At 44.4% G+C, this 24,355-nt stretch carries 24 protein-coding genes; 7 read left to right on the top strand and 17 right to left on the bottom strand.

Going from position 1 to position 24,355, the window contains the following annotated elements:
• Positions 1–14 precede the first annotated feature (14 nt).
• Both V7Q33_RS07660 and V7Q33_RS07655 read right to left on the bottom strand, forming a co-directional pair.
• Positions 15–176 (bottom strand): hypothetical protein, encoded by a 162-nt coding sequence (locus tag V7Q33_RS07660; RefSeq protein WP_331977169.1) that lies wholly within the window; start codon positions 174–176, stop codon positions 15–17.
• A gap of 83 nt (positions 177–259) precedes the next feature.
• Positions 260–568 carry a hypothetical protein gene (locus V7Q33_RS07655; protein WP_331977171.1) on the bottom strand — a complete coding sequence of 103 codons (309 nt, stop codon included), beginning with the start codon at positions 566–568 and terminating at the stop codon, positions 260–262.
• A gap of 213 nt (positions 569–781) precedes the next feature.
• Here V7Q33_RS07655 and hisS point away from each other — a divergent pair, with 213 nt between their 5' ends.
• The 5 genes from hisS (at position 782) to V7Q33_RS07630 (ending at position 7,128) form a co-directional block, all read left to right on the top strand.
• Positions 782–2,146 (top strand): histidine--tRNA ligase, encoded by a 1,365-nt coding sequence (gene hisS, locus V7Q33_RS07650; RefSeq protein WP_333819456.1) that lies wholly within the window; start codon positions 782–784, stop codon positions 2,144–2,146.
• Between the two features lie 96 nt (positions 2,147–2,242).
• Complete coding sequence (gene hutH / locus V7Q33_RS07645) at positions 2,243–3,742, top strand: histidine ammonia-lyase (RefSeq protein WP_333819455.1); 1,500 nt, start codon at positions 2,243–2,245, stop codon at positions 3,740–3,742.
• The gene (locus V7Q33_RS07640) at positions 3,739–5,682 is read left to right on the top strand and encodes a T9SS type B sorting domain-containing protein (protein ID WP_333819454.1); all 1,944 of its coding nucleotides are present in this window, start codon (positions 3,739–3,741) and stop codon (positions 5,680–5,682) included. Before hutH ends, V7Q33_RS07640 begins: the two co-directional genes overlap by 4 nt.
• Positions 5,683–5,788: 106 nt before the next feature.
• On the top strand, positions 5,789–6,124 hold the full coding sequence (locus V7Q33_RS07635; protein WP_331977178.1) for a YbaB/EbfC family nucleoid-associated protein: 336 nt from the start codon (positions 5,789–5,791) through the stop codon (positions 6,122–6,124).
• Positions 6,121–7,128: a glycosyltransferase family 2 protein gene (locus tag V7Q33_RS07630; RefSeq protein WP_333819452.1), complete on the top strand. Its 1,008-nt coding sequence runs from the start codon at positions 6,121–6,123 to the stop codon at positions 7,126–7,128. Before V7Q33_RS07635 ends, V7Q33_RS07630 begins: the two co-directional genes overlap by 4 nt.
• Here the strand turns inward: V7Q33_RS07630 and V7Q33_RS07625 are convergent.
• Positions 7,122–7,349, bottom strand: coding sequence for a PspC domain-containing protein (locus tag V7Q33_RS07625; RefSeq protein WP_331977182.1), 228 nt, complete (start codon positions 7,347–7,349; stop codon positions 7,122–7,124). The two genes, V7Q33_RS07630 and V7Q33_RS07625, sit on opposite strands and share 7 nt — an antisense overlap.
• Positions 7,350–7,540: 191 nt before the next feature.
• Between V7Q33_RS07625 and V7Q33_RS07620 the strand changes: the two genes are divergently transcribed.
• Both V7Q33_RS07620 and V7Q33_RS07615 read left to right on the top strand, forming a co-directional pair.
• The gene (locus tag V7Q33_RS07620; RefSeq protein WP_331977184.1) at positions 7,541–9,316 is read left to right on the top strand and encodes a tetratricopeptide repeat protein; all 1,776 of its coding nucleotides are present in this window, start codon (positions 7,541–7,543) and stop codon (positions 9,314–9,316) included.
• 113 nt (positions 9,317–9,429) lie between these two features.
• Positions 9,430–10,410 (top strand): pyruvate dehydrogenase complex E1 component subunit beta, encoded by a 981-nt coding sequence (locus tag V7Q33_RS07615; RefSeq protein ID WP_331977186.1) that lies wholly within the window; start codon positions 9,430–9,432, stop codon positions 10,408–10,410.
• A 156-nt stretch (positions 10,411–10,566) separates the two neighbouring features.
• On the opposite strand, the gene V7Q33_RS07610 is transcribed toward V7Q33_RS07615, so the two are convergent.
• The 14 genes from V7Q33_RS07610 to V7Q33_RS07545 form a co-directional block, all read right to left on the bottom strand.
• Positions 10,567–11,823 carry a M48 family metallopeptidase gene (locus tag V7Q33_RS07610; RefSeq protein WP_333819484.1) on the bottom strand — a complete coding sequence of 419 codons (1,257 nt, stop codon included), beginning with the start codon at positions 11,821–11,823 and terminating at the stop codon, positions 10,567–10,569.
• 24 nt (positions 11,824–11,847) lie between these two features.
• Entirely contained in the window at positions 11,848–12,435 is a 588-nt protein-coding gene (locus tag V7Q33_RS07605) for a hypothetical protein (protein WP_331977188.1), read from the bottom strand.
• A gap of 40 nt (positions 12,436–12,475) precedes the next feature.
• Positions 12,476–12,781, bottom strand: a complete 306-nt coding sequence (locus V7Q33_RS07600; protein ID WP_333819449.1) for a YgaP family membrane protein — start codon at positions 12,779–12,781, stop codon at positions 12,476–12,478.
• A 106-nt stretch (positions 12,782–12,887) separates the two neighbouring features.
• Positions 12,888–13,343 carry a hypothetical protein gene (locus tag V7Q33_RS07595; RefSeq protein WP_331977192.1) on the bottom strand — a complete coding sequence of 152 codons (456 nt, stop codon included), beginning with the start codon at positions 13,341–13,343 and terminating at the stop codon, positions 12,888–12,890.
• Between the two features lie 13 nt (positions 13,344–13,356).
• Positions 13,357–14,514, bottom strand: coding sequence for a Gfo/Idh/MocA family protein (locus tag V7Q33_RS07590; protein ID WP_333819448.1), 1,158 nt, complete (start codon positions 14,512–14,514; stop codon positions 13,357–13,359).
• Positions 14,515–14,726: 212 nt separating this feature from the next.
• On the bottom strand, positions 14,727–16,058 hold the full coding sequence (gene argH, locus V7Q33_RS07585) for an argininosuccinate lyase (RefSeq protein WP_331977195.1): 1,332 nt from the start codon (positions 16,056–16,058) through the stop codon (positions 14,727–14,729).
• 28 nt (positions 16,059–16,086) lie between these two features.
• Positions 16,087–16,647, bottom strand: coding sequence for a cysteine hydrolase family protein (locus V7Q33_RS07580; protein WP_333819447.1), 561 nt, complete (start codon positions 16,645–16,647; stop codon positions 16,087–16,089).
• Positions 16,648–16,649: 2 nt separating this feature from the next.
• Positions 16,650–17,711, bottom strand: a complete 1,062-nt coding sequence (locus V7Q33_RS07575; RefSeq protein WP_331977199.1) for a M20 family metallo-hydrolase — start codon at positions 17,709–17,711, stop codon at positions 16,650–16,652.
• Between the two features lie 79 nt (positions 17,712–17,790).
• Positions 17,791–18,597, bottom strand: coding sequence for an acetylglutamate kinase (gene argB / locus V7Q33_RS07570; RefSeq protein WP_331977201.1), 807 nt, complete (start codon positions 18,595–18,597; stop codon positions 17,791–17,793).
• Positions 18,594–19,550, bottom strand: coding sequence for an acetylornithine carbamoyltransferase (locus tag V7Q33_RS07565; RefSeq protein ID WP_331977203.1), 957 nt, complete (start codon positions 19,548–19,550; stop codon positions 18,594–18,596). The genes argB and V7Q33_RS07565 overlap by 4 nt, the downstream gene beginning before the upstream one ends.
• Positions 19,547–20,665, bottom strand: a complete 1,119-nt coding sequence (locus V7Q33_RS07560; protein ID WP_331977205.1) for an aspartate aminotransferase family protein — start codon at positions 20,663–20,665, stop codon at positions 19,547–19,549. The genes V7Q33_RS07565 and V7Q33_RS07560 overlap by 4 nt, the downstream gene beginning before the upstream one ends.
• A 53-nt stretch (positions 20,666–20,718) precedes the next feature.
• On the bottom strand, positions 20,719–21,693 hold the full coding sequence (gene argC, locus V7Q33_RS07555) for an N-acetyl-gamma-glutamyl-phosphate reductase (RefSeq protein ID WP_333819446.1): 975 nt from the start codon (positions 21,691–21,693) through the stop codon (positions 20,719–20,721).
• A gap of 72 nt (positions 21,694–21,765) precedes the next feature.
• Positions 21,766–22,971: an argininosuccinate synthase gene (gene argG, locus V7Q33_RS07550; protein WP_331977209.1), complete on the bottom strand. Its 1,206-nt coding sequence runs from the start codon at positions 22,969–22,971 to the stop codon at positions 21,766–21,768.
• 170 nt (positions 22,972–23,141) lie between these two features.
• Positions 23,142–23,945, bottom strand: a complete 804-nt coding sequence (locus V7Q33_RS07545; protein WP_333819444.1) for a GNAT family N-acetyltransferase — start codon at positions 23,943–23,945, stop codon at positions 23,142–23,144.
• Positions 23,946–24,355 lie beyond the last annotated feature (410 nt).

Here is a 24,355-nt window from a genome sequence, read left to right as displayed (position 1 = left end):
ATGCTGAAATAAGATTAAGCTTTCTTCTCAGCTTTTGCTTTGAATTCTTCTTTAACCTTCTCGATATCTACGTTTTTAATAACCGGCTTAGCATTCTGAATCTTCAGCGTCTGGCGTCTTACTGCCGATTTTGCTTTATCCTTGCGGTTTTTTCTCTTAAGTCTTGTTACAGCCATGGCACTTTTTCTTTAAAAGGAGCGCAAAAATAACCGCGTTTTACAGATTTGCAAAATGTAGTGTTAAAAATTTTTAATTCAAATCATGAATTAATTAAGGGAAGAAATTTCACTAACGCCAGAATAAGCGAAGAAAAGCCCATCATAAGCACGATCAACCACTTTAACTGGTCTTTGAAGCCGGCTTCTATCTTCACTTCAAGACCTTTCATAGCAAGTTCTATTCCCTTTACATCTTCTCTTGTTGCCAGGTCAATTCGTTGTGCTTCCATCTTTTCTGATACGCTTTCAGATACAAATTGTACTAGAGCTTTTGCTTCGCGGTCGCCTAATCTGCTTTTCAATAAATTATACAACTCAATTTGATTAATACTCATAACATGACCACTCATAACTCGCTAACGGTTTGAAATTACAAATAATTTCTCACAAAGGTAAAATTCTCCAAAAACCATAAAAGGGGATGCTTAATATTCTTCCATACCCCTTTTTGCCTAAGGTAAGCGTTGCAGTGCATTCCGCTCCATAGTATTGAAAACAATAAAATCAGCGTAAGGCGACCTCTTCAAATCCTCAAATTCCTGTTTAGCTTTGCGCCCAGAATTATGGAAAAACCAACATTACCTAAGGGAACACGCGACTTTGGCCCCACTGTTATGGCCAAACGCCAATTTATTTTCGATAATATCAGAAAGGTATTTCAGAAATACGGGTTCCAGCCTCTCGAAACTCCGGCTATGGAAAACCTGTCTACCCTTACAGGAAAATATGGCGAGGAAGGAGATCAGTTGTTATTCAAAATACTTAATTCGGGGGACTTCCTAAAAGACATCGATGTTCAAAGACTTGAAGCCCGTAACTCAAAACAGATAGCCTTCGATATCTCTGAAAAAGGGTTGCGTTATGATCTCACGGTTCCATTTGCCCGATATGTAGTCATGAATAGAAACGATGTAAGCTTTCCATTCAAGCGCTACCAGATACAGCCGGTGTGGCGCGCAGATCGCCCGCAAAAAGGAAGGTACCGCGAATTCTATCAATGCGATGCAGATGTTGTAGGAACCGACTCACTCATCTGCGAAGCCGAGATCATTCTGATGATCAAAGAAGTCTTCAAACAACTCGGCATTCAAGACTATAGTATCAAAATCAACCATCGAGGTATACTTTCGGGTATAGCCGAACATATCAAAGCTGTTAACGAAACTTCTCTTTTTGTAGCCATTGATAAGCTCGACAAGATTGGAGAAGAAGGCGTTAAAAATGAATTGCGCGAAAAAGGATTTGAAGAGCAAAATCTCACGGCACTGTTCAACATTCTTAGTGTAAAGGGTTCGGTCATCAACAAGATCGCCTTCCTGGCAGCACATCTCGACACCACACAACATGGCATGAAAGGCCTCCGCGATATACAGGAAGTGCTCAACATCCTGAAAAGTTATGGAGCCACTACAGAACATGTAGATTTTGATATAGCATTAGCCCGCGGACTAAGCTACTATACCGGGTGCATTTTTGAAGTAAAGATCAACCATGTAAGCATCGGAAGCGTAAGTGGCGGTGGTCGCTACGACAACCTTACAAAAGCATTTGGTGACAAGGAGAATCTTTCCGGTGTTGGTTTTTCATTCGGAGTCGATCGAATTTACGATGCCATGGAAGAACTGCAGTTATTCCCGAAAAATGCACATGCATCCTCTAAAATATTACTTTGCCATTTTGATGATGAGAGTTTTCATTATGGATTAGGTATACTCACCAAACTGCGAGATTCTGGTATAGCAGCAGAAATATACCCTGATCAATCGAAACTCAAGAAGCAACTTGATTTCGCCAACAAAAAAGGTATACCATACACCATCGTTATGGGTTCCGAAGAAGTGAAGAGTGGTATATTACCATTCAAAGACATGGCCAAAGGCGAACAGGAAAAATTAACCATCGATCAGATTATTCATAAATTAAGTTAAAAGTTTAAAGCACAAGTTTAATGTTTGATGCTATGCATCCTTGTCAACATTGAACTTTGAATCTTAAACGTAAAACCTGGACCAAACTATAAACGAATGCCCATTCATTTTATTTCCGATAAGAAACTCAACTTGCACGATCTGTCAGGTATACTGTCGGGGAAAATGAGGGTGCAGTTATCGGAAGATGCCAAACAAAAAATAGTACGATGCCGCGAGTACCTGGATAATAAGCTAGCGATATCGCAGCAGCCCATTTATGGCATCAATACGGGGTTTGGTTCGTTATATAATCGGCATATTTCTCACGATCAGCTTGAGAAGCTACAGGAGAATCTTGTAAAGTCGCACGCCTGCGGCACCGGCCCTGAAGTTCCGCGAGAAATTGTAAAGCTGATGCTGTTTTTGAAAGCACAGTCGTTGGCCTATGGATATTCCGGAGTACAACTCGTTACAACGGAACGACTGCTGGCCATGTTCAACGAAAACGTGTTGCCTGTGATTTATGAAATGGGATCACTCGGTGCATCGGGCGACCTGGCACCGCTGGCACATCTGTCGCTGCCGTTAATTGGCCTGGGTGAAGTATACCACGAACAAAAACGAAAATCCGGAGCTGAAGTCAATCAACAATTTCAGTGGCCATCTATACATTTCCAGGCGAAAGAAGGGCTCGCCCTGCTGAATGGCACGCAGTTCATGAGTGCCTATGGAACATGGTGTACGCTGCACTCCCACCGGTTAATGCATCTTGCCAATATGATAGGTGCGCTTTCGCTGGATGTATTTGATGGACGGATAGAACCCTATCTTCCACAAGTGCATGCCATTCGCTCTCAAACAGGACAAGGCCAGGTAGCTGCTTCAATAAAAAAGCTACTGGAAGGAAGTGAACTGATTGCGCAACCGAAGAAGCACGTACAAGATCCTTATTCTTTTCGCTGCATTCCGCAGGTGCATGGTGCAAGCGCTGATGCCATTGCTTACGTTACCAACGTTATACTCACGGAAGTTAACAGCGTAACCGATAATCCCAATGTATTCCCGGACGATGACATGATCATTTCTGCCGGTAATTTTCACGGTCAGCCGCTGGCACTGGCACTGGATTTTCTATCCATCGCATTAGCTGAACTCGGTAATATTTCGGAGCGGAGAACGTATCAGTTGATTTCCGGTGTACGTGACCTGCCGAATTACCTTGTAGCGAATCCGGGTATAAATTCAGGACTGATGATTCCGCAATATACAGCCGCCTCACTGGTAAGTCAGAATAAACAACTGGCAACACCTGCTTCCGTTGATTCGATCGTATCGTCCAACGGGCAGGAAGATCATGTAAGCATGGGCTCCAATGCTGCTACCAAAGCATACCGGATTGTGAATAACCTGTACTCGATTCTGGCGATTGAGCTGATCACAGCAGCGCAAGCATTGACCTTTCGCCGACCCTTAAAAACTTCTCCCGACCTGGAGGAATTTGTTCATACTTTCCGTGAACATGTACCGTTTATGGAAGATGACCGTGTGTTGCACAACGACATTCAAAAAGCGGAAATATTTTTAAAGAAATTCCAGGTTAATTTTCCTGCATGAGAGGTAAGGCCATCATCTTTATTCTGATTAATATATTCATCTCCTGGAAAGGGTGGTGCCAGTATAGTAGTGCGAATAATAAATTCTCGGTTGATGAGGTAAAGGGATGTGCTGGTTTGAATATTAAAGTAACTCACAACGTAAGTCCTGCCTGTGGTACAAGTGGTATATTTTGCGTAATTGATTATGGTGATGGCCGCCCTGCGCAGCCATTTGTGAGTGGAGATATAGCAAACTATCCTACAGCCGGTAACTTTAAGCTCAAAATAATTTACTCCACCACAGGAGTCGATAACGATAGTATTCCTGTTTCCGTTACAGAAAATTCTCCCCCCGCTTTCGAGCCGTACTCCTGTAACGGCAATAAAGTATCTGTTAAAGTTACCGAAAGTAAATACGCATACTACATCTTTAACTATAATGATGCTTCGTCAGAAATAACAAAAGCCGCCAACGCGGCAAGCGATGTCCATAATTATACCTCAGCGGGTACACGCAATGTATCCGTGCGCGGCTACAACGGTCCCGGCACTGCCGATAACTGTGTGAGTAATACACTACCCGTAACGGTAGCGAGCACATTGCCAGCGGCAGCTATTTCGCAGGTAGAGGTTGTGGATGCGGCCTCTGTAAAAGTTGATTTTGCTTCCGATCCGTCCATTCAATACAAGTTCATGATCGGCACCAACAATGCGGCCAGTTTCCAACAGTATAAAACTATATATAGCCCATCGGCCACCACGCTTACAGAGACCATCCCCAACATACGACCGGAGAATAATTACTACTGCTTTCGTGTTGATACCAATGATCCGTGCGCCAACACAATAGCAGCTAATTCGTCCACCATTTGTAGCCTTAAATTCGATGCTGTTGCGCAGAACAACCAGAATAAACTTTCATGGGCTATTGCGGCAGCTTCCGGAACACATCCACTTTCAGATTTTATGGTAGTGAAGAATAGCACTGCGCTTACGCCAACTTTACCCACAACGCAATCAAGCTATACAGATACAAATATAGTCTGCGGCACATCATATACTTATCAATTACAGGCCGATTATCCGAATAATGTTAAAAGCCTTTCGCTTATTAAATCACTAACGGCTATTTCAACAGATATACCTACGGCCATAAAAGATATCAGTGCCGTTGTAAATCCTGCAGGCAACGAAGTACAGCTTACGTGGATACAAGATCCTGCCTTTAACGCTACCGAATACACACTCCTGAAATCAGCCAACGGAAATTATACTCCGCTTACAACTACCGATCAGACAACCTTCACCGACAACAGCTATACCTCAGGCTCAAGCACCTGTTATAGAATACAATATATTGATGCCTGTAAAAATAAAAGTGCACAAAGCCCGGAAGCTTGTCCGGTTGCACTCACAGGCAATGTTGAAGGCGACAATACTATCAACATCACCTGGACTCCGTATACTGGCTGGGCAAACGGAGTAAAGAACTACACGATCGAAAAGTATAACGGTAACGGAGACCTGCTCAGCACTATAGATAACGGTACGAACACTTCTTATAAGGATAAAGACCTCGCTGATCTTACCAACCAGGTTTTCCTGTATATCATTTACGCGTATGCCAATGATGGCACTGTAACACAATCTGTTTCGAATGAACTGGAACTCATCAAACAGCCTAATCTTTTTTACCCGACAGGGTTCACTCCCAATAGCGATGGCCTTAATGATACTTTCTCTGTGATCGGCCAGTTTGTATCATCATTCGAAATGAAGATATTCAACCGTTGGGGAGAGATGATGTATACCACCGATGATATTCACTCCGGATGGGATGGCACCTACAGAGGCGTGCTCATGCCTGAAGCAACGTATGTGTTCCGGGCAAAGATCACTGACTTTGCCGGCAGAAGCTTCGATCGATCTGGTTCTTTCTTCCTCATCCACAAAAAATAATCTCTTTGTAGTTAGGCTGCGTATGCTCATGACGCTTCGTAATTCGCCAATACAATTTGTACCTTTGGCGTTTGTGATTTTATATCCGTATTTAAATTCCGCACCTATGTTTGATATGATGAAAATGATGGGCAAGATGAAAGAAGTTCAGGCCCGCATGAAAGAAGCTCAGGATAATTTAGTAAAAGTTCACGCGCAGGGTGAATCCGGGGCAGGTATGGTGAAAGCTACAGTAAACGGTAAAAAACAATTGATAGCATTGGATATTGATCCATCGCTTTTGAAAAGCGATGACAAAATAATTTTGCAAGATCTGATTGTTGCTGCTGTTAACAAAGCATCTGAAGAAGCAGAGATACTGGCAAAAGAAGAGTTACGCAAAAGTACAGAAGGATTACTACCCAACATCCCGGGTTTAGATCTTAGCGGTCTGATGGGATGAGCCGCACCGCTGTTGTTATCCTAAACTATAATGGAGAGAGACTGCTGCAACAGTTTCTCTCTTCCGTCATCACATACTCCCGGGAAGCCGAGATTATTGTAGCTGACAACGGATCCACTGATGGTTCAATTGCTCTGCTGGAAAAAGAGTTTCCATCTATAAGAATTATCAGGCTGGATAGCAATTATGGTTTTTGTGGTGGATATAACCGGGCACTGCAGCTTATAGATGCTGACTATTATGTTCTTCTCAACTCTGATATAGAAGTAACTCCAGGCTGGCTTACCCCCCTGATTAATTTATTGGATACAAAACCCGATGTAGCGGCCGTACATCCGAAGATACTCTCCTATCATCATAAACATCAGTTCGAATATGCAGGTGCAGGCGGAGGACTTATCGATGCACTGGGCTATCCGTTTTGCCGCGGGCGCATCTTCGATTATGTTGAAGAAGATCAGGGACAGTATAACGATCAGCGACAAGTTTTCTGGGCAACCGGGGCTTGTCTCATGATCCGCGCAAAAGCCTATCACCAGTTCAATGGTCTTGATGAAGATTTCTTTGCTCACATGGAAGAGATCGACCTGTGCTGGAAATTGCAACGTGCCGGCCAATGGGTACACTACTGCGGATATAGCACTATATATCATGTTGGAGCCGGAACCCTGGGATATGATAATCCCCGAAAAACATACCTCAACTTCCGGAATGGACTATTCCTGATCTTCAAACACTTTGATGACAAGGAACTGCTCTATAAGCTGCCATTGCGTATAGCGCTCGACTGGCTCGCGGCCGTGATGTATCTGGTTACGGGCAAGGCTTCCAATGCTATAGCCGTATTGAAAGCTCACCGCGATTTTATATTTAATCTGGGCCGCGAAGTAAAAAAGCGGAAGGCATTACAATGCCAATACCCTGAATATAGTCGCGCGGCTATATACCAGGGCTCTGTTATTATAGATTTCTTCCTTCTCAAAAAGCGAAAGATCGGTCAATAATCCCAGATAGGTTTACGCTTTCGCAGGTGCTTGCGCATATTCATTACAAAAGCCAGGGAAAGATATACGATCAGTGGTGATCCGAACGTTATAAAGGATGTATAAATAAAGAATAATCGTATACTGGAAGTTGCTACACCCAGCTTCTCTCCCAGATGTGTGCATACTCCGAAAGCCTGTCTTTCAAAGAAATGCTGGATTTTATCGGTTATTTGGTTCATACTAGCTTCACATTTAAACTTTCAACTTGCCAAAAAGTTGATTTATCGAACAAAAATCCGGCTTACAAATATAACAGCCTCATAGCCTTATTATTACCCCCCGCATCTTATTTTTTTGAGTATAATTGCAAAAAAATACACATAAGTATAGTTTTGCAACCTGTTAAAATCAAACAATAAACCACAATCCAATGAGAAAAGTAGTTTACTCATGTCTGGTCTTCGGTGCGTTGACCCTCGCGGGCTGTACGCTGCCCAAGATGGTAAAAATGGCCAAGGATCAGCAGCTCACTGTTACACCCAATCCGCTGGAAGTTCACAAAGACACAGTAGCCTTCGAAATGGCTGCTAACCTTCCTGTTAAGATGTTGAAGAAAGGCACTGTTTATACAGTAAACAGCTTCTATAAGTATGGCGATAAAGAACTTGCTCTGGATCCTATTCCATTCAAAGCTGAAGACTATCCAAACAGCAAGACCGAAGCGCCTAAAGTTACCAAGAGCTTCTCTTTCCCTTACCAGCCTGCCATGAAAACCGGTACTCTGGAAGTTGAAGGCGTTGCTTCTAAAGGCACAAAATCTAAGGCATCTCCCCGCATGCCTGTTGCAACAGGAGTAATTACTACCTCTAAACTTGTTAAGCCTGTATTCTACGCCGCTTATGCAGGTCACGGCTACAACAACCAGGAAGAACTCGTTCCGGTGGTGATTCCTGATTTCATATTCGAACAAGGTAAATCTGTTCTCAGAACATCTGAGATCAAGAGCACAAAAGGCAAGCAACTGGATGCTTTCATCGCTTCCAAGAACGCTACCCGTACTGTAACTATCACTGGTACCCACTCTCCTGAAGGTGCTGAGCGTATCAACAGCAAATTGTCTCCAGATCGTGCCGCTGCTATCGAAGCTTTTTACCGCAAGGAAATGAAGAAGTACGATTACAAAGGCAAGGCTGATTCTATCCAGTTCATTCTGAAGCCTGTAATCCAGGACTGGACTCAATTCAAAGCTGAACTCGAAGGTTATACTGGCATCTCTTCCGAAGAGAAAGCTGAATACCTGAACATCATCAACGCTGGTGGTACTTTCGAAGATCAGGAGAAGCAAATGAAGAAACTGAAGACTTACAAGAAAGTTTTCAAAGATGTATATCCTAAACTGAGAACTGCTAAAACTGAAATCCTTGTTGTGAAAGACAAGAAAACGGATGCAGAGATCTCTGTATTGGCAAAACAGATTACTCAGAATTCTGTAAGTGCAGATACACTTTCATTCGAGGAACTGATGTATGCTGCTACTCTCACTCCTTCACTGGACGAGAAAGCTGCCATCTACGAAGCGGCTACGAAGAAAGGTTCTAACTGGAATGCACACAACAACTTAGGCGCTGTATACATCGCTCAGGCTATTGAGAACCCTAGCAATGCAGCTGCATTGGCAGACAAAGCTCAGGCTCAGCTTGACATCGCTTCTAAACTGAACGATGCTCCGGAAGTAGAAGCCAACCTGGCCTCAGTTGCCCTGTTGAAAGGCAATGCATACGCTGCTTACAACCATGCGAGCAAAGCGCTTAGCGCTGGCCTCACAGGCGATAACGCCGCTGGTGTTAACGGTGTAAAAGGTGCTACTGAAATCGTAAAAGCTAACTATGCTGCGGCTGTTAGCTCTGAATCTAACGCAACAGATAACGCTGATAACCTCTTCAACAAAGGTCTTGCTCAAGTGTTGAATAAAGACTACCAAAATGCTATTACCTCATTCAATGAAGCTATTGGCAAGAACAGCAACCTGGCAATTGCTCACTATGGTGCAGCGGTTGCTTCTGCAAGATTAGGTCAGGCAGACGGTGTGGTTAGTCACCTGACAGATGCTGTGAAAATCGATCCATCGCTGAAAGAAGCTGCTTTGAGCGACCTCGAATTCGCTAAATTCTCAGCAACTGAATCTTTCAGAAACGCATTGAAATAGTAGTAACCTCATTGGAATAACAATAGGGAAACCCTTCCGTACATTCGGAAGGGTTTTTTATTTGCCCAATCCACCCCCGGATACTATTTTTACACGCTTTTCAAAATACCGACATGAGAGAAATCCAGTTTAGAGAGGCCTTGCGCGAGGCCCTCAGCGAAGAAATGCGCAGAGACCCCAGTGTAGTGCTGATGGGCGAAGAGGTTGCCGAATACAACGGAGCCTATAAAGTAAGCCAGGGAATGCTTGCAGAATTTGGACCCGACCGTGTTCTCGATACTCCTATTTCAGAACTTGGCTTTGCTGGTATCGGTGTAGGAGCCGCCATGAACGGACTGCGTCCGGTGGTAGAATTTATGACCTTTAACTTTTCGCTGGTAGCGATCGACCAGGTGATCAACTCTGCTGCCAAGATATATTCTATGTCTGGTGGACAATACAGCGCTCCGATGGTATTCCGCGGACCTACTGGTAATGCCGGTCAATTGGGAGCGCAACACTCACAAAACTTTGAAAACTGGTATGCGAACTGTCCCGGCTTGAAAGTGGTGGTTCCTTCCAATCCATACGATGCCAAAGGCCTTTTGAAGGCTTCTATCCGCGACAACGATCCGGTGATCTTCATGGAGTCTGAAGTAATGTATGGCGATAAGGGTGATGTTCCTGCTGAGGAATACATTATCCCTATCGGTGTTGCAGATATAAAAAGAGCTGGTACAGATGTTACCATCGTATCATTCGGCAAGATCATGAAAGTTGCTCTTGCTGCAGCTGCTGAACTGGAGAAAGAAGGTATCTCTGCAGAAGTAATAGACCTCCGTTCGGTACGTCCAATTGACTACGCTACGGTGGTAGAATCTGTTAAGAAAACAAACCGCCTTGTAGTGGTAGAAGAAGCGTGGCCTTTGTCATCCATCGCGACTGAGATCTCTTATCACGTACAGCGCCATGCTTTCGATTACCTCGATGCTCCTGTTTACCGTGTAAACAGCCTCGATGTACCGCTTCCTTACGCTCCCACGCTGATTCAGGCTATTCTGCCAAACGTAGAAAAGACTGTAAAGGCAGTGAAAGCAGTAATGTACCGCGATTAATTCACAGATATATCTGATTATAAGAAGCCACTTCTACCGGAGTGGCTTTTTTATTTATGAGTGATAATTACCAATCCATCGCCACGGTTTAGTTAAACACAAACCGTAACTCCTACCCTCACACGACTAACGGCTCGTAACCTGATGCCAGCAGCTTTATTTAATCGCTTCCAGGCGCTTTAATAAAGGTGGATGAGAATAATGAAAAAATACATACAACGGGTGCGGATACAAGTCACTCAGATTGTCTACAGATAATTTTTTCAGTGCATTAGCCAGCGCGCCGCCGTTATAGGTTTGCTTCGCATACGCATCGGCTTCAAACTCATTCTTACGGCTCAGCATGCTCATCAGTAATCCGGTTATACCCGATACAGGTGAAAACAGGATGGCAAATGCAATAAGGTTCAAATGTATAGCCTGTTGTGAGCCACCCAATGCAATGGACAAATTGGCGTTAAAGATCATCTGCGAAAGCACAAAGAGCATAAACACGATCTGAATAACAGACAATACATAGCTCCACACAATATGCTTTTTCTTAAAATGCCCTACCTCATGCGCCAGCACAGCAACAAGCTCATCGGTAGTATGATTCGCAATGAGCGTGTCGTATAATACAATCTTCTTTTTCTTTCCTATACCGGAAAAGAAAGCGTTGGCTTTACTGGATCGCTTTGATCCATCGATCACAAAAATATTGTCCAATGGAAAATCTACTTTCTTCGCAAATGCTTCGATCGCCGATTTTAACTCACCCTCCTGCAGTGGCGTAAGCTTATTGAATAAAGGTAAGATCACCGAAGCATAGAACATGTTCATCAGCAGCACAAATGTACAGGCAATCAGGGCAAACCAAATCCAGAAATCAGTGCCCATTGTTTCTACAAGGTAGATCAGTACCGCCAGCAGTATACCACCTATTAATCCCCCCAGTATATATCCTTTCAACTTATCGGCTATAAATGTTTTGAGCGTGGTTTTATTGAAGCCATACTTTTCTTCGATAACAAATACGCGATGCCATTGAAACGGCAAGGTAAGTATATCTGAAACGATCATGATCACACCAAAGAATACAAGCGCCAACACTATTTCATTGGCAATAACATTCCGCAGCAAACTATCCAGCCAGCCGAAGCCACCGCTTACCAGCATCGTTACTGAAAGGAAGAAACTAAATGCCGAAGTAATAAATGAAAAGTTAGTAAGGTCGCGATGGTAATGGAGTGAGCGTATATACTTCTCACGATCGTAGAACGCAGCTACTTCATCCGGAATCTCGTCACGCTGTGATTTCAGGTTGATGTAATCCAATACCTGATCAAAAATGTAACTGATCGTACTGATAGCAAGAATGATGTATAGAATGGTTTGCGGTTGCATATAATTAGACTCCGCCGCAAAAATCATCAAGTTTTACGAGTTAACCAACCCTCAATCTTTCGCCTTCTTCTTTGACTTTTTCTTCTCGTCTTTATCAGTATCTGATTTCTTCTTGTCTTTACTTTCTACTTTTTTATCCTTCCCGGTTTTATCTTTTGATTTTTCTGAAACATCTGTTTTTGAAACGGGTTCCTTTCCTGCCTTTTCGGAATTCCCGGCACGCGCACTTCTGCGCGGTGGTGGTGAACCTGCCATATTATAGGAACTTCGTTGCACGGTATTGGTACCATCGCGCTGTTTTCCGTTGTCACCTGATAATTCGCTGGGAGAACCTGCCGAGCTTGCGCCTCCATCAAACGCAGGTATATTGGATGCACCTTGCGTTTTATCCTTTACGTTTTTCGCACTGCCCGTATTTGTTCCCTGTTTCGCGGCTGATGTATCTGCCCGCGTTCCTTTATCCCTGTTTTTATTCAGCTCGATCTCCAGCATCTCCTTCGTGCTTGGCTTTTCCTGACTCTGATTGATGGTAGGTCTTCTGCTTTCTGTGCGTTGGCTGGAGTCACTTACCTGTGCCTGTAACGAATTTATACCCGCTACTATCGCTATAAAAAATAACAATATTGTTCTCATACTCATTCGCCTCATCCGATTGTATCTCTTTCTTGATGCAACTGTTTCAATTTTCTGCAACTACCTTAAATGTTCCGGTTGCCTGGGGAAAACCATCACGTGCATATTTGGTTTTTTGGAGCAACGCATTCACCACACAATATCCGCTTATACCACGCGCCAGCAGATAAGCACCTCCCAGAAGAGAAGATATACCTTTACCCTGATTAAAGTGTCGTATACCATTAACCGCCAAGGCTATTCCGCTGATTACAGAAATAGCACGCTCTGCCGGATTAACATTTGTGATGCTTGATACAGAGGCAACCAGTGTACCGGCCGGCTGTTCATCTGATGTTACATTGTGTTTCATATTAATCTTGCTTTACTATGTATACTATCTGACTTACTGCAGACATACTATCTCTGCAGGTAAGTCGGATAGCTTATATTATTTCTATACTGCCATTATTCTTGTATCATCGCATTGGATCTTCTTCCAGATTTTCCTGGCGGTCGCCTCCGAGACTATAGGAGTTGTTTTCTTCATCTTCGGAGCCTATAGACTCATTGCGATCATCCAGCTCACTGCCCGGTATATCCAGATCGCGCGCTGCGAAATCCACCGGCCACTTGCGGTGTTTCAATTGCTCGTCATCGCCCATATCAAGACTTAAATCTTTGGGCCCAAGTGCTTCCTTATCTTCCTCCGTCAGATCAGACTCATTGTTCAGCGGGCGACCGGGAGAATCCTGCACAACCTCTGCCGATGTAGCCCTCGAAAGACTGAGGTTATCAAGGTCTACGTGTACGCGTTCTATGTCATTCGCCTGATTCATGATGTCTTCACCTGGCGGATATTCTCCCGGAAGCTTTTTACTCTCCTCTTTACGTTTACTTTCTTTGCTTTCGGAATTTGATCTATTCTTTCTCATAGCATTTTACATTTTAAAGGTTTGTCAATTCAACTCGTTTGCCTGTTCGCGCAGCTTCGTATATAGCCATTAATATTTTGACATCCCGAAGCCCCATTTCTCCAGGCACTTTACTTTTTTTATTCTGCAACACACAGTTTGCAAAATCATCCATCTGTAATGCCTGCTGATTTACATGCGGCAGATCAAGTTTACCCGTACTGGTTTCTCCTTTTAAACCTTTGTAGGCAAACGCCGGCTCCAACTGAAACCACCCGCGTTCAGCATCGGCACGCAGAAAATTCATTTCTTCGGCATAGCTGGTTTCACAGCTTGCAATGGCTCCGCCGTGAAATTCAAATTGCCATGTCAGCGATTGTTCTACTTCGCTAAACCTCTTCATATCTGTCTTCGGGCCTTCCGCAGCAGTAACCGCTATAGGGGTTTTACCCATGGTATATATCACTCCTTGCACACAATATATACCTACATCCATCAGCGGGCCACCACCCGCCATCTTCTTATTTAATCGCCATACATTCGGTTCTATATCCATACCATGACGGGCGGTGATGAGTTTTATTTCACCATACGTTTTCTTCGTGCCCAACTCGGCCATGGTGAGGTTATAGGGATCAAAATGAAGCCGATAACCAATCGACAATAGCCGGTTGGCATCTTTACAAGCCTTGATCATTTCTTCACACTCTTTTACAGAAACCGCCATGGGCTTTTCACAGATCACGTGTTTCCCCGCCTTTGCAGCGCGTATAACATACTCCGCATGCATGGCGTTGGGCAGCACGACATATACTATATCTATATCCGGATTATTTTTGATCGAATCGAAATTCTGATAGTTGTATATATTCTTGTCAGCAAGATTATATTTACTCTTCCATTTTTCAGCTTTCTCAGGAGTACCCGTAACAATACCAGCCAGCTTGCACCGCTTGGTTTCCTGAAGAGCCGGAGCAAGTTGCTCCGTACTATATTGCCCTAACCCAACCAGCGCGACTCCCAATTGTTTTGAAGGCTCCTGTGTTTCAACAGCGGCTGAAGATGTTTCTTCTCCAAAAGCAAATCCATTTGCAGTCAGTGAGGAAGAAAATGCAAACAGTGAAGTTCCGATAGCACCGGAAACATGCTGAATAAATTTCCTTCGGGTTGTGGAAGTATTGATTAAGTTCATGCAGCGTTGGTTGATTTAACCGATTGGGTAAAAACCATGCCTGTTGCATTCTGCAAAGATGTATACTAAATGCCGTGGCTGACTAGCTGCTTCAAAAACGAAGCTATAAATCGCTGATTAAATTCTACAAACACCACAAGGCTATAAAAAGAAAAAGCGCTGCTGATCCGATCTGACCAGTAGCGCTTGGGCAATTTTTTCAAATTCAGATGTTATGATAGCAATTTCGCTATCGCTGTATCAGCATCCGAGAATTGAAATGATGCCAGCGATTGGTTCATCATCGCCTCAATAGCTTCAGTGCCAGGATTACCAATACTGCCTTCATGCGTATGATGCACTGTTGTCTGTGGGTAGTAATCTCCTCTCTCAATGTCCATTCCAACCTTTTTATATGCATCCCGGAAAGGCGTGCCTGCCAATACAAGTTTGTTCACTTCTTCTACGCTAAAAAGAAATTTATACTTTTCATCCGCCAGTATATTCTCTTTTATGCTAATGTTCGAGAGCATCAATTGAACCATGCGCAAACAATCTTTCAATCGCTGTATAGCTGGAAACAGAATTTCTTTCAGCAACTGCATGTCGCGGTGATAGCCGGAAGGCAAATTTACTGTTGACATTGCTATATCATTCGGCAACGCCATCATCTGGTTGCAACGTGCCCGTACTAACTCAAACACATCCGGGTTCTTCTTGTGCGGCATAATGCTGGAACCCGTAGTGAGCTCTTCCGGAAAACTGATAAATCCGAAGTTCTGATTCAGGAACAAACACGCATCCATCGATAACTTACTCAAGGTGGCAGCAATGTTGGATAACGCAGAAGCCACGATCCGCTCGGTCTTTCCACGGCCCATTTGTGCATACACTACATTGTAGTTCAGGTCTTCAAATCCCAGGAGTCTGGTAGTAAGTGCTCTGTTCAGCGGAAAAGAAGAGCCATATCCTGCCGCAGATCCGAGCGGATTTTTATTCACCACCCGATACGCAGCCTGTAAGGTAATAACATCATCTACCAGGCTCTCGGCATACGCTCCGAACCATAGACCAAATGAAGACGGCATAGCCAATTGAAGATGGGTATAGCCCGGTAACAGGTGATCTTTATACTTGATGCTTTGTGTCTGCAATAAATCAAACAGATTTTTTACTTCACTGGTAACTTCCCTGATCTCATGGCGCAGATAAAGCTTAATATCCACCAGCACCTGGTCATTACGCGAACGACCGCTGTGAATTTTCTTTCCTACATCGCCCAGCTTCTTTGTAAGCTCAAGCTCTACCTGTGAGTGTATATCTTCTACACCATCCTCCACATTAAAATCTCCGGACGCTATACGCCTATATATATTCTTCAGTTCTGCTGATAGAATGGCAAGTTCATGCTTCTCCAACAGTCCGATCGATTCAAGCATGGTAATGTGTGCGAGCGAACCCTGTACATCGAACGGAGCCAGGTACATATCCATTTCCTGGTCTCTCCCTACGGTAAATTTTTCTACCTCTTTGAGCGATGTCTTGTCTTTTTGCCAGAGTTTCATACGAAATTTCTTTGATCAATTATTGTACTTATATCGTCAGCGATGTCAATACATCCGCTGTTGTACGGATGGAAGCATATTCACCTTGCAGGTTGGACAGTGATAAAGTGTGAACCTGGTGTGAAGTATACTTTGTGCCATCGATCGCCATTTTATCAAATGCAGCGGTAGCATCTGAAACCACTGTTGTTTTAAAACCCATTTCACCTGCCATGCGTGCAGTAGCTTCCACCGAGTTGTTGGTAACAAAGCCTGTTATCACCAATTCTTTTATACCTTGTGCTTCTAATGTTTGCTGCAGGCGTGTTCCTATAAACGCATTCGCTGTGGACTTCCGGTATATATTTTCAGAAACAAAAGGTTTGACTATATCTTTCAGATCGTTCCCTCTATAGCCCGGACGAAACGGAGATGTTGGTGAAACCGAACAATGCTGCACAATAACAATCGGAAGTGCTTTTTCCTGCCAGGCTTGCAGCAGCAACACTATATTTTCTTCAGCATTCGGATTATTTCGATTCCCGCCCCAATGCGCTGCCTCATCTATACCGTTCTGAACATCGATTACGATCAGTGCAGTATCTTTCATGACTACAGAATCACTTCATTGAGCACTTTGATGTAGGTTTCAATCCCCTTCCGGATCTCATCTGCATAGATAAATTCGTCTGCAGTGTGAGAACGTGCAGAATCGCCCGGGCCCATTTTTATGGAAGGGGCTGGTATCAATGCCTGATCGGATGTAGTAGGCGAACCATATCGTTCAATACCCAGCTTAATCGCAGCCTTCACCAGCGGATGATCTTCTGCTATACCAGACGGACGCATCCGCAGGGAACGTGGCGATACCTCGCTCTTCACATTTTTCCTGATCTCCTCCAACAACTCTTCCAGGCTATAAGCATCCGTAACGCGAACATCCACGGTATAATGACATTCTGCGGGTACCACATTGTGTTGCTTACCGGCATTGATGATGGTTACGGTCATCTTGATTGGCCCAAGTGTTTTCGAAACAATGGGGAATTTATAGTTCCGGAACCACTCTATATCCGGCAGTGCTTCATAGATAGCGTTAATGCCTTCTTCGCGTGCAGCGTGTCCTGCCTTGCCACGCGCTATACAATCCAGCACCATCAATCCTTTCTCTGCTGTCGCCATCTGGCAAAGCGTTGGTTCACCCACAATGGCAAAATCAACCGGAGGTAATGATGACCAGATGCTTTCCACACCACCCGTGCCGGATATTTCTTCTTCTGCCGTAGCGGCAAGCATCACATTATACTTCAGATTCTGCTGCGGATAGTAATGTAAAAATGTAGCGATCAGCGATACAAGCGGCCCTCCGGCATCGTTGCTGCCGAGGCCATATAATTTACCATCGATGATTTCGGGTTTGAAAGGATCGCGTGTATACTGCGGATTGGGTTTTACAGTGTCGAGGTGAGAATTCAACAATACGGTTGGCTTGGCGGGATCGAAGTATTGGTTCCTGGCCCATACGTTGTTCCCCTTGCGGTATGAGTGTACGCGTTCCTTTTCAAAAAACTCTTCCAATACCGAAGCCACTTCATCTTCCTCTTTGCTGAACGAGGGAACAGCAATGAACTTGATCAGCAGATTGGTAGCCTTTTCGTATAATGATGAATCCATAATCTATGTAGCTTTAAGCTGCGAACTTTTAACTTCGGATTACCGTCTCCGCTTGTCAACTTTCCGAATATAGCAGCTCCTATAAAGTTATCAATGTTCCTTCCGTTACCTGCCCTGTATTCTTTAGCAGGTCTGTTGCTTCGCCTATCAATACTTCCTTCACTCCCGATTGTATTGCTGCGTAAGCATTCTCCAGTTTCGGCAATATACCATCGGCAAATACGCCTTTGGGTAACAGCTCATCGTAACGCTTGCGCGGCAAATGTGTGATTACCGAACCCAGGTCGTTCACATCCATGAGTACACCTTTTTTCTCGAAGCAGAAAATGAGGCGCACGTCAAAATGTTTGCTCAGTGCTACCGCCAGCACCGAAGCAATTGTATCAGCATTGGTGTTCAGCATCGAACCCTCAGCATGGGTGAGTGGTGCAAATACCGGCACTATATTTTGTTTCAGCAGGAAATATAGCAAAGCTGTATTTACACCTTCTGCTTTTATATCGCCCACAAAACCGTAGTCTATATCTTTCACCGGACGCTTTACAGCTTTGATGAGATTTCCATCGGCTCCGGTAACGCCCATCGCATTGCAATCCAGTGTTTGCAAGGTAGCCACAATTTGTTTGTTCACCAGTCCGCCATATACCATCGTTACCACATCCAGCGTCTGCGCATCGGTGATTCTTCTGCCGTTCACATATTTCGATTCTATACCCAGTTGTTCTCCTAATCGTGTGGCAATCTTACCGCCACCGTGAATCAATATCTTGGGTTCTTTAATCGAAGCAAAATCTTTCAGAAAAGAACTCAACGCTGCCGGATTGTCCAGTACGTTACCACCAATCTTGATAATGAAAAGTTTGTTCATGCCTGTCGTGTTGCTCATTTTTTATTCTGCAGTAACTCATGCAACACTGCCTGTGCAGCCCACACGCGGTTGGAAGCCTGCTGTGTTACTACGCTGTTGGCACCATCAAGTATCTCATCGCTGAGCTCAACATTTCTCCGCACCGGAAGACAGTGCATTACCTTTGCGTTATTCGTTAATCGCAGCTTGTCATTAGTTAACATCCACGAAGGGTCATTGCAATATATTCTTCCGTAGTCGGTATAGGTACTCCAGTTCTTTACGTATACGAAGTCTGCATCTTTCAATGCCTTCTGTTGATCGAGTTCGATCGATGCACCTTTGGTAAACTTCTCGTCCAGCTCATAATCTTCGGGATGTGTGATTACAAAATCAGATTCTCCCCAGGCATTGATCCACTGCGAAAAACTGTTGGCTACACATTGCGGCAATGCCTTTACGTGTGGTGCCCATGTCAATACAATTTTAGGCTTACGCTTCTCCCTGAACGTCTCCCGAATCGTAATAATATCGGTAAGGCTTTGCAATGGATGCAACGTAGCACTCTCCAGACTCAGCACCGGTATACCGGCATATTTTATAAACTGGTTGATGTATAGCTCGCTATAGTCATCAACTTTATTCTGCAATGATGGGAACGTGCGTATACCCAGCACATCGAAATATTTACCCATGATGGGAGCAGCATCCTTCACGTGCTCTACGGTGTTACCACTCATGATGGCTTCATCTTCGAACTCGAGTGCCCAGCCATCCTGCCCTACATTAAACACGATTACCTTCATGCCCAGATTCTCTGCTGCAATCTGCGTGCTGAGGCGAGTACGCATGCTGGGATTAAGAAATAATAAACCGATGCGCTTGTTGGCTCCCAGCGATTGGCTCATCAATGGATTTGCTTTAAAGTCAAGCGCCCTGGCAACGAGGCCATCAATGTCGGTTACATCATTAACGGAAATAAAATTTTTCATTTCAGTTCTTCAGTCAATGCGGTTAAAAATATATCGGCTTCTTCTCTTGTCAATGCCAGTGAAGGCAACAACCGAATGGTGTTTGGCTTTGCTTCACCGGTAAATATCTTATGCTTCAGGAGCAGGTCGTTGCGCACCGCTTTCTTTTCCTCAGGCAGATCGAAGCCGATCATCAGCCCGCGTCCGCGCACATCGCTCAAGCCAAATGTTTTTAATCTGGATATCCAGTAATCGCCCTGCACCGCTGCATTGTAAATGAGATTTTCTTTTTCCATTACTTCCAACACAGCAAGCCCTGCTACCGAAGCGAGGTAATTTCCTCCGAAGGTTGTTCCCAACATACCGCTCCATGGCTTGATGTCAGGATGAATGAATACGCCTCCAATCGGAAATCCGTTACCCATACCTTTTGCTGTGGTAATGATGTGCGGCTTTACGCCTGCATGCTGATGCGCAAAAAATTTACCCGTGCGTCCGTAGCCGGATTGAATTTCATCCAGTATAAATATAGCGCCCTTCTCTTTACACTTGCGTTCGAGGAATTGCAGGAACGAATCCGTTGGTAGTTGTATACCTCCTACTCCCTGAATACCTTCAATGATCACGGCTGCTACGGTATCATCCAACGCAGCTGTAAAGGCTGCTTCATCGTTCATCGGCACAAACACAATATCATGCCCTGCATTGAACGGTGCCACAATTTTAGGATTATCGGTAGCGGCTACCGCTCCAGATGTCCTTCCATGAAAAGCCTTCTTAAAGGCGATAACTTTTTTCTTCCCCGTAACGAATGAGGCCAGCTTCAATGCATTCTCGTTTGCTTCCGCTCCGGAGTTACACAGAAACAATTGATAGGTTTCATACCCCGAGAGCTGCCCTAATTTTTCTGCGAGGCGTTCCTGTATAGGGTTCTGAACGGAGTTGGAATAAAACGCGATCTTGTTCAATTGATCGGTTAATGACTTTACATAATATGGATGCGAGTGACCGATGGAGATCACGGCATGTCCTCCGTAAAGATCCAGGTATTTTTCACCCTTGTCATCCCAAAGCCACGAGCCCTGCGCTTTAGCAGGTGTTATGTTGAAGAGGGGGTATACGTCGAATAGTTTCATTGTTTAGCTGCTGGCTTCGAGCTACTAGCTGCTAGCCGTATTGGGTTAATGGTTTAGAATGCTATACTTTTTAGTTTTATACCCGTGGTTTCGTCCAGGCCGAAGATGAGGTTCATGTTTTGAACGGCTTGGCCGGAGGCTCCTTTCAATAAGTTATCGATGGCGGAGTGTACTACGATCTTGTCGCCTTCTTTCTCGATACCGATCAGGCACTTGTTGGTGTTCACTACCTGCTTCATGTCTACTGTATCGTCTGAGACGATGGTGAAAGGATGATCGCTGTAGAAATCTTTGTAGAGCTTTGTTACTTCTTCCAGCGATTTATCGGTTGTAATGCAGGAGCTAACGAATATACCGCGGGTGAAATCGCCACGCCAGGGTATAAAATTGATCGCATCGCTAAAGCCTGTTTGCAGCTGCTTCAACGAGCGGTTTATCTCTTTCAGATGCTGATGGGTAAGCGTTTTATAGGCAGATATATTGTTGGCTCTCCAGGTAAAGTGTGTTGTATCCTGCAGCTTCTGGCCGGCACCGGTGGAGCCGGTTATACCGGTAGCAAATACTTCTTTGAGTATACCGGCTTTCGCCAATGGCAATAGGCCCAATTGTATCGCGGTGGCAAAGCAGCCGGGGTTCGCTATATTTTCAGCTTTACGGATTGCTTCTTTATTCAGTTCCGGCAATCCATATACAAACGACCTTCCGTTGATCGATTCACCCAATCTGAAATCCTGACTTAGATCGATGATCCTGATCCCGGCATCAATGGGATTCTCCTGCAGAAATTTTTTACTCTCTCCATGTCCGAGGCAGAGAAAGATCACATCAACATCCTGTTGAAGTGTGTCGGTAAATTTCAGTTCGGTATCACCTTGCAGATCCGGATGCGCGGTATATAATGGATTGCCGGCATTGCTTCGGCTATGAATATATACCAGTTCTGCCTGTGGGTGATTCAGCAACAATCGAATGGTTTCACCTCCGGTATATCCTGCACCACCGATGATGCCAGCATGTATTTTTTTCATGTTTACTATCTTTTTGAGATTATGGTTTAAAGTTCAAAGTTTAACGTTCAACGTTACCTTGAACATTGAACTTTAAACTTTATCAACATCTTCTTTCACCTGGTGATAGATAGCAGTCTGGTTACCGAATATCTTCGTGAAGCCTTTCACATCATCACCCGTCCAGCCGAGGTTCATTTCACCATATTTACCAAACCTGGATGACATGAGGTCGTATGGTGACTCTATGCCCAACATCTGGTAACGATATGGGTGCAGTTGAATGGAAACTTCACCGGTAACATTTTGCTGTGAGCTGGTGAGGAATGCCTCAATGTCGCGCATGATCGGGTCCAGGTATTGACCTTCGTGCAGCCAGTTGCCATAGAACTGTGCAAGCTGATCTTTCCAGCTAAGCTGCCACTTGGTGAGCACGTGTTTCTCCAAAGCATGGTGACCTTTCAATACGAGCATCGGCGCTGCAGCTTCAAAGCCTACGCGACCTTTTATACCGATGATGGTATCGCCTACATGTATATCTCTTCCTATACCATAAGGGCCTGCTATCGCCTGCAAATGCTGAATGGCATCTGCCGGATGGTTAAATGCTTTGTCGTTTATTTTTTTCAACTCTCCTTTTTCGAAGGTGAGCTTTACCGTTTCTGTTCCGGTCTTGGTCACTTGTGTCGGCCACGCTTCTTCAGGCAACATGCCGAGTGACTTCAGTGTTTCTTTTCCTCCTACCGATGTTCCCCATATACCTTTGTTTACAGAGTACATGGCTTTCTCGAAATTCATCTGCACGCCTTTCGATTTGAGGAAAGCAATTTCTTCTTCGCGCGATAATTTCAACTCACGGATGGGAGTAATGATCTCGATGCCGGGCACAAGTATATTCAGGATCATGTCAAACCGAACCTGATCGTTACCCGCCCCGGTGCTGCCGTGAGCAACAGCATCCGCTTTCAGTTCTTTTGCATAGATGGCTACGGCCAATGCCTGTGACATGCGCTCGGCACTTACGCTCAACGGATAGGTATTGTTCTTGAGTATATTTCCGTAGATGAGGTAGCGGATAACCTTGTCGTAGTAGTTCTTGGTCTCGTCTACTGTTTTATGCGAAGCCACACCGAGGTTCTTGGCACGTGCCTCGATCTCTTTGATCTCCTTTTCATCGAAGCCTCCGGTGTTTACTGTAATAGTGTGGACTTCAAATCCTTTTTCTTCGCCCAGATACTTTACACAATAGGAAGTATCAAGACCTCCGCTGAATGCTAATACGACTTTCTTTTTACTCATCTCCTTTTTTAATTTTTAAGACTTTAGAGTTCTGCAGCAAGCTGCGGTGTGATGTGTGCATACGCTTGCGTGCCGCCCTGATGCACGGCAGACATAGTGTCTCTACACAAAACTACAAGTGCATCTGTATAGCTCCTGGCTCTGTGTATATTAATTTACTTTCTCCTGTGTTACCAGAAGAAGAAAAAGCTCAGTAGTGATTTTTTATCAGAGCGCGCTCCGGTATCATTACCTTCATCTCTCTTGCGGAAAGACTTGAGGAGCACGAATTGCTTGAAGCGAACCCATCGCTCGAACAGTTTGAAATTACCTTTGAACTGACGATGGCGCTGCGTTACCAGCTCACCTTCCGGAGTTACCACGGTGGCGGCCTTGGCAGGTTCCGGTTGCTGAACCTGTGCACGTGCTGCAGCCGCTTTGATCTTCGCCTCTGCTTCTACAGGGTCAAACAACATGGCGGTACACATACAGTTCTTCCGTCCCTTGCTCATCAGTATCTCGTAGTTCACACAGCTCTGGCAGCCTTTCCAGAATTCTTCATCGTTGGTGAGCTCTGAATAGGTAACGGGCTCATACCCGAGGTCGGAGTTGATCTTCATTACCGCGAGACCGGTAGTGAGTCCGAATATTTTTGCGTGCGGATATTTTTGCCGCGACAGGTTAAATACTTTGTGTTTGATCTCTGTGGCAACACCTGTCTTACGGAAAGCAGGCGACACAATGAGACCAGAGTTGGCAACGTACTTTTCATGTTCCCAGGCTTCAATATAGCAGAAGCCTACCCATGTACCGTCCGTTGTAACAGCTATAATGGCTTTACCTTCTTCCATCTTCATTTCGATATAGGAAGGTGAACGCTTGGCGATACCGGTACCTCGCGCTTTGGCAGATTCTTCCATCTCCTTCGTGATGGTTTCTGCGTAATGTTTATCGTCAACTGTAGCCAGTCTGACAATGATATTATGATTTTCCAATGTTGTTCGATTTAAAATGACCCTGTTAAAGAAATTATGCCCAAAAGCACAAAAACGCAATGTCCTTGACATCACGTTACTCAACTATGAAAGTTGTATGATGGAGGTATCAGATACGCGCGAAGCGTACGGGTCGGGGTCGCCTGGTCACCATGCAGGCAGAGAATAAGAACTGGAATGTTCTTTCAGGTTGGAAAGCAGCCTTAGCCGCTTTAATTATGGTGAACAATGTTTTCAATTTCTTTTCAAGCGTTTAAGTGAAACGTTAGATGAAAATCATTCAGTTTTTATTTATTGTTTTTTCTAAATGCAAAATTAAACGGAAAAGTTTGTTAAATGGCAAATATTCCAGGCAAGAACTTTAATTTTTTTTCGTGGCCACTAACTTTCGTTAGTATTTTTTTAAAGTT

The sequence above is a fragment of the Ohtaekwangia sp. genome, from assembly GCF_036786105.1.
Lineage (GTDB): Bacteria > Bacteroidota > Bacteroidia > Cytophagales > Cyclobacteriaceae > Ohtaekwangia.
Note: the sequence above shows the minus strand (reverse complement) of the source record. Positions and strands in the feature narration are given on the sequence as shown.